We start from the raw sequence: 7241 nt of genomic DNA, 5'->3' as shown, positions 1-7241 counted from the left end.
TCGTACTTCGAGTGGGTCCAGAACCGCCAGCGCTTCTACTGGGACGAAGAACGGGTCAACGAGGAGCTCGAAGCCATCATCACCGACGCCTTCGATGGGCTGACCGACGCCTACGAGTCGTACGACGTGCCGAACTTCCGGGCCGCCGCCTACGTCGTCGCCATCCAGCGCGTCGTCGACGCGTTCCTGGATAACGGTAACTGGCCCTAACTCCCCAGTCACACCTGCAACGCAGCCATTTTTCGCTGTCGTCGTTCGCCTCTCTCCCGCCCCTGGTCCTGCACAGTCATCCTCCCGTCTCACCCGCTTCGGTAGTTCTTTTATCGGCGCCGTGCTGGCTATAGTTATGATGAACCTCGGACTGGTGGTGGCGCAGTTCAACGCGTCCGTCACCGAGCAGATGGCGGAGGCGGCGACCGATGCCGCCGCCGACCGCGGTGTGGAGCTTACGAGCACTGTCCGGGTGCCGGGCGTGTACGACACGCCGCTTGCGGCCGACAGGCTCGCCCGACAGGACGGCGTCGACGCCGTCACTGTCGTCGGCGCCGTCGTGACGGGTGATACGGACCACGACCAGACGATCGCCGATGCGACTGCGGAATCGCTCCAGGAGGTCGGTCTCGAGCGCGATACGCCGGTCACGTTCGGCGTCACGGGGCCAGGACAGAGCGGCGCCGAGGCGCGCGAGCGCGTCGAGAAAGGGGCAGCGGCCGTCGATGCCGCAGTTGACCTCGTGGAGGCGCTGCCATGAGCGAGCGCGAATGGGAGTTCGCCGAGCGGGTCGGCCGCGTCGAGCCCTCGGCGACGGTTGCTGTCGGCAACAAGGCCAGCAAACTGAAAGAGCAGGGCGTCGACGTGGTCGATCTCTCGGTCGGCGAACCGGATTTCCCGACGCCTGCGCGTATCCGGGAGACGGGTCGGCAGGCCATCGCCGACGGCCACACGACCTACACCTCCTCCAACGGCATCCCGAAGCTCCGTGAGGCCGTCTCGAAATGTCTCAAGGGGAAAGGCGTCCCTTGTGGCCCGGAGAACGTCGTCGTCACGCCCGGCGCGAAGCAGGCGCTGTTCGAGACGATGCAGGCGCTCGTCGACGAGGGCGACGAGGTGGTGCTGCTCGACCCCGCGTGGGTCTCCTACGAGGCGATAGCGAAGATCGCCGGCGCCGACCTCACTCGCGTCGATCTCGGGCAGCACGGATTTGCGCTCGAGCCTGCGCTCGACGACCTCGCAGCCGCGGTCTCTGACGAGACGACGATGCTCGTCGTCAACTCCCCGTCGAATCCGACGGGGGCGGTGTTCTCCGCGGACGCGATGAAGGGCGTCCGTGACCTCGCCGTCGAACACGACGTAACCGTCGTCGCCGACGAGATCTACGACCGGATCACCTACGACGCCGAGGCGCTATCGCTGGCCTCCTTCGACGGGATGGCCGAGCGAACAGTGACGATCAACGGGTTCTCGAAGGCGTACTCGATGACGGGCTGGCGGCTGGGCTATCTTGCCGCACCCGAACCGCTAATCGAGCAGGTGTCGAAGGTCCACAGCCACTCGGTCACCTGTGCAGCCAACTTCGTCCAGCACGCTGGCGTCGAGGCGCTCCAGAGCGTGGAGACGGAGGTTGCGGAGATGGTCGCCGCCTTCGAGCAGCGCCGTGAAATCGTCGTCGACCTGCTGGCCGACCAGGGGAAGATGATTCCCAAACCCGAGGGCGCGTTCTACGCGATGATCCCCACTGACGAAGGGCCGACCGACGATATGGAGTGGTGCGACAGGGCTATCGAGGACGCCCACGTTGCCGCCGTTCCGGGGAGCGCGTTCAACGCGCCGGGCTACGCCCGCATCTCCTACGCCGCCAGCGAGGAACGGCTGAAGGACGGGTTCGCCCGGCTGGCCAACGAAGACCTCATCTGAGTCAGCCGCGCCAGAAGCGCACCCCGGCGTCGGTTCCCGCCGCGACGACGGATTTCTCGTCGTTCCCCGGTCGGTCGACTGCCCCAACGTTCGTCGTGAGCGCCCCATCGAGTTGGAGTGTGAACGGTTGGTCCACGGGGCCGCCACTGCCGCCGGTCCAGACCAACGCGACGAGCGTCTCCCGCATGCGGTCGGGGAGCAGCAGGCACCAGCGGTCCTCGCCCGTGAGTCGTCCTGCAATCCCACCGCCAAGGTTTCTGCTTCCGATCTCGTGTGACTGGTACCCCCCGGCGTCAGTCGCGGCGAGGCGCAGGCGGTCACCGTCGCGCCGGTAGAACTCGGCGACGCCCCCGATATGTGGGGTTTTGACCGCCGCGATTGCACGCTCACCGTTCGGAGCGAAGGGTGCGACAGCCAGTTGATGGCGCCAGCGATAGCCCCCGCCGACCGGCGGGCCAATCGCTTGCCAGTCGCCGTCGACGCCAAGCGCGGCGAGACGGGCGCCTGCAGTAGCGTCGCTGGCAGTCACGACGATCGCTTGGTCGTCTCCGAGCGTCGTGAGCATCGCCGACCGGCCTTCGATCACCGTTCCGTCCGGTGGCTGAAGTCGTCGCTCGATCGCTCCGGAGTCGGCGTCGACGACGGCGACACTCCGTGCCTCGAGTTCGTCGCCGAGTACGCCATGGTCGTATGACTCTGTCGGCTCCGCGAGCACGAACACCCGGCCGTCGCCGGCGACGGGAACCGCGTCCGGGAGCGCATCGACTGCTGCCACGCCACCCGGCGTTTCCAGTCGACCATCCTGCCGAACCCACGATAGCCCGCCGGCAACGGGAACCGGATGGGTGTGGGCGGCGAGCGCGGCGGGTGCCGCGACACGGCTGTCCTCGCCAGCCACCAGTAACGGCGGACCGTCGTGACGTTCGGGTCGGAGCGTGAATCGCCGCGCACCGTTCTCGGCCAAGGCGATTCCGACGACCCGACCGTCGTCGAGCACCGCTGCCCAGCGACTCCCGGCCGAATCGGGCACTCCGGCGAGCCACACTGGTTTCGCCGGGAGCCCCACGTCGAGGCTGTCGGCGGTTCGGAGGTCGAGACGGGCTGAGAGCGTCGGATTTCCGTCGCGCCGGACGCTCGGGAGCCCGAATAGGGCGTCGCCATCGAGGCTCCGGGTCCCGCCAGGGTGGGCCGTCGTTCCGACCGTCCGCTCGCTGTCGCTCGACGGCGGTGCGCCACAGCCAGCGAGCGTCGCGATCGCTACAAGGAGACTCCGACGGTACATACGGACCGATTGCCCCCACGCGACTTCACGTTGCCCCCGACTATTTGTACCGTCGTCACCCACGACCCGGCATGAATGGGATCCACGACCTCGGGGGGATGGATGGGTTCGACGACCTCCCGCCGGACGAACCGGACGACACCAGCCCGTTCCACGAGGAGTGGGAAGGCGTCACTGAAGCGCTGTTTCTCACCGGCCTCGCCCGCGGCGCGTTCAATCTGGACCGGTTCCGCGCGACGCTGGAGCGCCAGGATCCGGTGTACTACCTCGACACGCCGTACTACGAGCGCTGGCAGACCGGTATCGAATCGCTGTTCGTCGACGCCGGGGTCGTCGACGCGGAGGCCCTCCGCGAGCGGGCGCTCGCATTCGAGCGCGGAGAGGCGGAGGTGCCCGACGAGAGCGACCCCGAACTGACCCAGGAGCTGCTGGCGGGGGTCACGGAGTCCTACGGGAGCGACCGGGAGGCCGTCGAGCCAGCATTCGAGGCGGGTGACCGTGTCGTCGTGAGAAACGACCACCCGCGCCACCACACGCGTGCGCCGCGCTACGTCCGTGGGGTCGGCGGCGACGTGCAGGAGCACCGCGGCACACACGTGTTCCCCGACGACAGCGCACAGGGGAAGGAGCGGGCGGTGCCGGTGTACAACGTCCGGTTCGACGCCGCGGAGCTCTGGGGAGAGGAACATACCGACGCCGATGGAGTCCGGTTGGTGTGCTGGGAGCCGTATCTCCGGCCCGCCGAGAACTGATACTGCCGGACAGAACGATGCACCATCTCTCGCCGTGAATCGGCCGTCACCTCGTGTGAAGGTTCGAGACTGGTGAGCGAGTCTTCATTCACTTCTGTCCGGCAGTATGAGCAACGGCGAGACCGAGACGTCGACGTCGACCACGGCGACGAAGAATCGTTTGCGGACTCGGCTCGGCATCGCCGACGAACCCGAACGCGGTCGGTTCGCCGTCCACATCCCCGCGCTCGGGAGCCCTGACGCCGCTCACGGCGTCCTGGTTCCCGGCGTCGCGACCAATCTTCGGATTTGTCACAGGCCGGAGCAACAGTGAGTGAAGGCGGGGTCGCGGGACGAGCCGCCGCCTCAGCGGTGGCCGGAGACCTCGACCGGCTGGTAGGGCTCCTCGAGATAGGCCATCTCAGAGGCGGAGAGCGAAACGTCGAGCGCCTCGACGGCGTCCTCCAGATGCTCGACGCTGGTGGTGCCGACGATGGGGGCATCGACGGCATCCTTGGTGAACAGCCACGCCAGCGCGATCTGAGCCATCTTCAGATCCTTCTCTTCGGCGAGTTCCTCGACGCGCTCGTTCACTTCGCGCCCGCCGTTCGCCAGGTACGGGTGGCGGTCAGCCTCGGTTTCGCTCTGGCCCCGGGCAGTCGCGTCCTGTTCCTCGTGCGGGCGGGTGAGGAAGCCACGGGCCAGCGGCGACCACGGCATCACGCCGACGTTCTGCTTCCGGGTATAGGGGAGCATATCCCGCTCTTCCTCCCGGTAGAGCAGGTTGTAGTGGTTCTGCATCGTTTCGAAGCGCTCGAGGCCGAGCCGGTCGCTGGTGTGGAGCGCCTCGGCAAACTGGTGGACCCACATCGACGAGGCGCCGATGTGGCGGAGCTGCCCTCGGCGGACGGCGTCGTCGAGCGTTCGGAGCGTCGTCTCGATGGGGGTATCGTAGTCCCAGCGGTGGGGCTGGTAGAGGTCGATGGTGTCCATCCCCAGCCGGTCGAGCGAGGCTTGGAGCTCCTGCTCGATGGCTTTCCGGGAGAGCCCGCCCGAGTTCGGGTCGTCCTCTCGCATCTGGAAGAACCCCTTCGTCGCCACGACCATCTCCCGGCGGTCGTACTCCGAGAGCGCGTCCCCGAGAATTCGTTCTGACTCGCCCCGCGAGTACATGTTCGCGGTGTCGAAGAAGTTGATACCGAGTTCGACAGCCCGGTCGACGAGCGCTTTGCCCGCTTCCTCCTCGAGCACCCAGTCCCGCCACTCCGGGTCGCCGAAGCTCATACAGCCCAGACAGATGCGGGAGACCTCGATGCCGGTGTCGCCGAGCGTGGTGTACTCCATGCCACCCCGTTGGGCTACGCTGTAAAAAAGCCACGCGCTGCGGCGAACGGCTCAGTCCGTGAAACTCGCGGTGTAGACGAGGAACGCACCCGTCACCAGGATGAACGCGAGGAACGTCACGAGCGCCAGGAGGTTCGCGAACGGCGCCAGTACCGGTTCGAGGAACTGCGTCCCCATCTCGGCCAGCACCAGCGCGGCCAGCAGCGCCGCGATGAGGCCAAGCAGCCAATCTCGGAGAATGTTCTCGTAATCCATGCGTCCCCCATCCAACGCCGCATTATAAACTCCACCGGCACGGTCCCGGGCCCCGCACGTCGGTCCACCTCTCACTGTCGGTCGTACTATACGTGGTGGGGCCGATTCATGGGACATGGACCGTTGTTGGTCACACCCACGCCGCACGGAACAGCGCCGCTCGCCACCACCCTCGTCGCCGCCGCAATGACGCTCTGGCTGCTCGGAACGCATCTCGACCGGACGGCCGACTACCTCGAGAACCACGACCGCGTGCTGCTCGTCGAGTCGACGCAGTTCGCAACCCGTCGCCCCTCGCATCCGCACAAGCTGACGCTCCTGTTCGCCGCGATGCGGCGATTTCGCGACGACCTCCGCGATCGTGGGTATACCGTCGAGTACCGCCAGGCGGAGACGTTCGGCGACGCACTCGATACGCAGTTCGCCGCACATCCCGGGGACGAACTGACGATGCCCCGACCGGCAGCCCACGGTGCGGCCGACCGACTCGGGCGCCTCGTCGCCGAGCGGGGCGGGAGTCTCTCGTTCGTCGACAACCCGACGTTCATCCTCCCACCGGCGGCGTTCGACGAGTGGGCGGCGAGCCGGGAGACGGACAGTCCCAACAGCTACCGCCAGGAGCCGTTCTACCGACATATGCGCCGCGAGACAGGCGTGTTGATGGACGACGGCGATCCAGTCGGCGGTGCGTGGAACTACGACGGGGAGAACCGCGAAACGCCGCCGGCTGACTGGGAGCCGCCAGCGCCGCCGACGTTCGAACCCGGGGAGACGACGCGGGACGTTGCAGCGTGGGTCGCCGACGAGCTCGAGACGTTCGGCGAGGCCACAGAGACAGCCGCGTTCCACTGGCCGGTCACGCGAGCGGAGGCGCTCACGGCCCTCGATCGGTTCGTCGACGCGCGGTTCGAGGAGTTCGGTGCGTATCAGGATGCCATGGTCGAGGGCGAGTGGGCGATGAGCCATTCGCTGCTGTCGGCGTCGATCAATCTCGGCCTGCTGAACCCGATGGAGGTCATCGAACGGGCCGAGCAGGCGTACGAGGAGGGAGCGGCGCCGCTCAACAGCGTCGAGGGGTTCATCCGCCAGCTCCTCGGGTGGCGGGAGTTCATGCGACACGTCTACCGGCGGTCGATGCCGGGACTGGCTGAGGCCAACCAGTTGGACCAGACCGAATCGCTCCCGTCGGCGTACTGGACCGGAGACACGGAGATGGTCTGTCTCTCGGAGGCGGTGGGGCACGTCCGCGAGCACGGGTACGCCCACCATATCGAGCGCCTGATGGTGCTCTCGAACTTCGCGCTGCTGTACGGCGCCGACCCGGGTGAACTCAACGAATGGTTCCACCAGGGGTTCGTCGACGCGTTCCACTGGGTCACCACCCCGAACGTTATCGGGATGGGCTCGTTCGCCACCGACGTCCTCTCCTCGAAACCGTACGCCTCGTCGGGGAGTTACATCAACCGGATGAGCGACTACTGTGGCTCGTGTCCCTACGCAGTCTCTCGGGACACCGGCGAGGGGTCCTGCCCGTTCAACAGCCTCTACTGGACGTTCCTGGAGGAGAACGAGGAGACGCTCCGTGGAACTGGTCGGATGGGCCTGATGTACGCCCACGTGGACGACAAGAGTCCAGAGGAGTGGGCGGCGCTTCGCGAACGCGCTGAGGAGGTACGGGACATGGCTGGGGCAGGCGAGCTCTGAGCGGAGCGCCG

At 67.0% G+C, this 7241-nt stretch carries 8 protein-coding genes and 1 pseudogene; 6 read left to right on the top strand and 3 right to left on the bottom strand.

Translation table 11 applies throughout. The features are described from left to right. The 3 genes and pseudogenes from V5A38_RS07670 to V5A38_RS07660 all read left to right on the top strand — a co-directional run. Nucleotides 1-210, top strand: a pseudogene (locus tag V5A38_RS07670) (Glu/Leu/Phe/Val dehydrogenase); the annotation flags it as partial. 136 nt (nucleotides 211-346) lie between these two features. Then, nucleotides 347-751, top strand: coding sequence for a 6,7-dimethyl-8-ribityllumazine synthase (gene ribH / locus V5A38_RS07665; RefSeq protein WP_332325168.1), 405 nt, complete (start codon nucleotides 347-349; stop codon nucleotides 749-751). Next, a complete protein-coding gene (locus tag V5A38_RS07660) occupies nucleotides 748-1914 on the top strand; it encodes a pyridoxal phosphate-dependent aminotransferase (protein WP_332325167.1) in 1167 nt (388 codons plus the stop codon). The genes ribH and V5A38_RS07660 overlap by 4 nt, the downstream gene beginning before the upstream one ends. A 1-nt stretch (nucleotide 1915) precedes the next feature. Here the strand turns inward: V5A38_RS07660 and V5A38_RS07655 are convergent, their stop codons facing one another. Next, the gene (locus V5A38_RS07655; protein ID WP_332325166.1) at nucleotides 1916-3196 is read right to left on the bottom strand and encodes a hypothetical protein; all 1281 of its coding nucleotides are present in this window, start codon (nucleotides 3194-3196) and stop codon (nucleotides 1916-1918) included. Nucleotides 3197-3267: 71 nt separating this feature from the next. On the opposite strand from V5A38_RS07655, the gene nthB reads away from it, so the two are divergent. Continuing rightward, on the top strand, nucleotides 3268-3948 hold the full coding sequence (gene nthB / locus V5A38_RS07650) for a nitrile hydratase subunit beta (RefSeq protein ID WP_332325165.1): 681 nt from the start codon (nucleotides 3268-3270) through the stop codon (nucleotides 3946-3948). A gap of 106 nt (nucleotides 3949-4054) precedes the next feature. Beyond that, nucleotides 4055-4261 carry a hypothetical protein gene (locus V5A38_RS07645; RefSeq protein WP_332325164.1) on the top strand — a complete coding sequence of 69 codons (207 nt, stop codon included), beginning with the start codon at nucleotides 4055-4057 and terminating at the stop codon, nucleotides 4259-4261. A gap of 32 nt (nucleotides 4262-4293) precedes the next feature. Here V5A38_RS07645 and V5A38_RS07640 read toward each other — a convergent pair whose 3' ends face one another. Beyond that, entirely contained in the window at nucleotides 4294-5271 is a 978-nt protein-coding gene (locus tag V5A38_RS07640; RefSeq protein WP_332325163.1) for an aldo/keto reductase, read from the bottom strand. A gap of 51 nt (nucleotides 5272-5322) precedes the next feature. Continuing rightward, nucleotides 5323-5526: a hypothetical protein gene (locus V5A38_RS07635; protein WP_332325162.1), complete on the bottom strand. Its 204-nt coding sequence runs from the start codon at nucleotides 5524-5526 to the stop codon at nucleotides 5323-5325. A 186-nt stretch (nucleotides 5527-5712) separates the two neighbouring features. On the opposite strand from V5A38_RS07635, the gene V5A38_RS07630 reads away from it, so the two are divergent. Further along, nucleotides 5713-7230, top strand: a complete 1518-nt coding sequence (locus V5A38_RS07630; protein ID WP_332325169.1) for a cryptochrome/photolyase family protein — start codon at nucleotides 5713-5715, stop codon at nucleotides 7228-7230. Nucleotides 7231-7241 lie beyond the last annotated feature (11 nt).

Source organism: Halolamina sp., assembly GCF_036626355.1.
Classification (GTDB): Archaea; Halobacteriota; Halobacteria; order Halobacteriales; family Haloferacaceae; genus Halolamina.
Note: the sequence above shows the minus strand (reverse complement) of the source record. Positions and strands in the feature narration are given on the sequence as shown.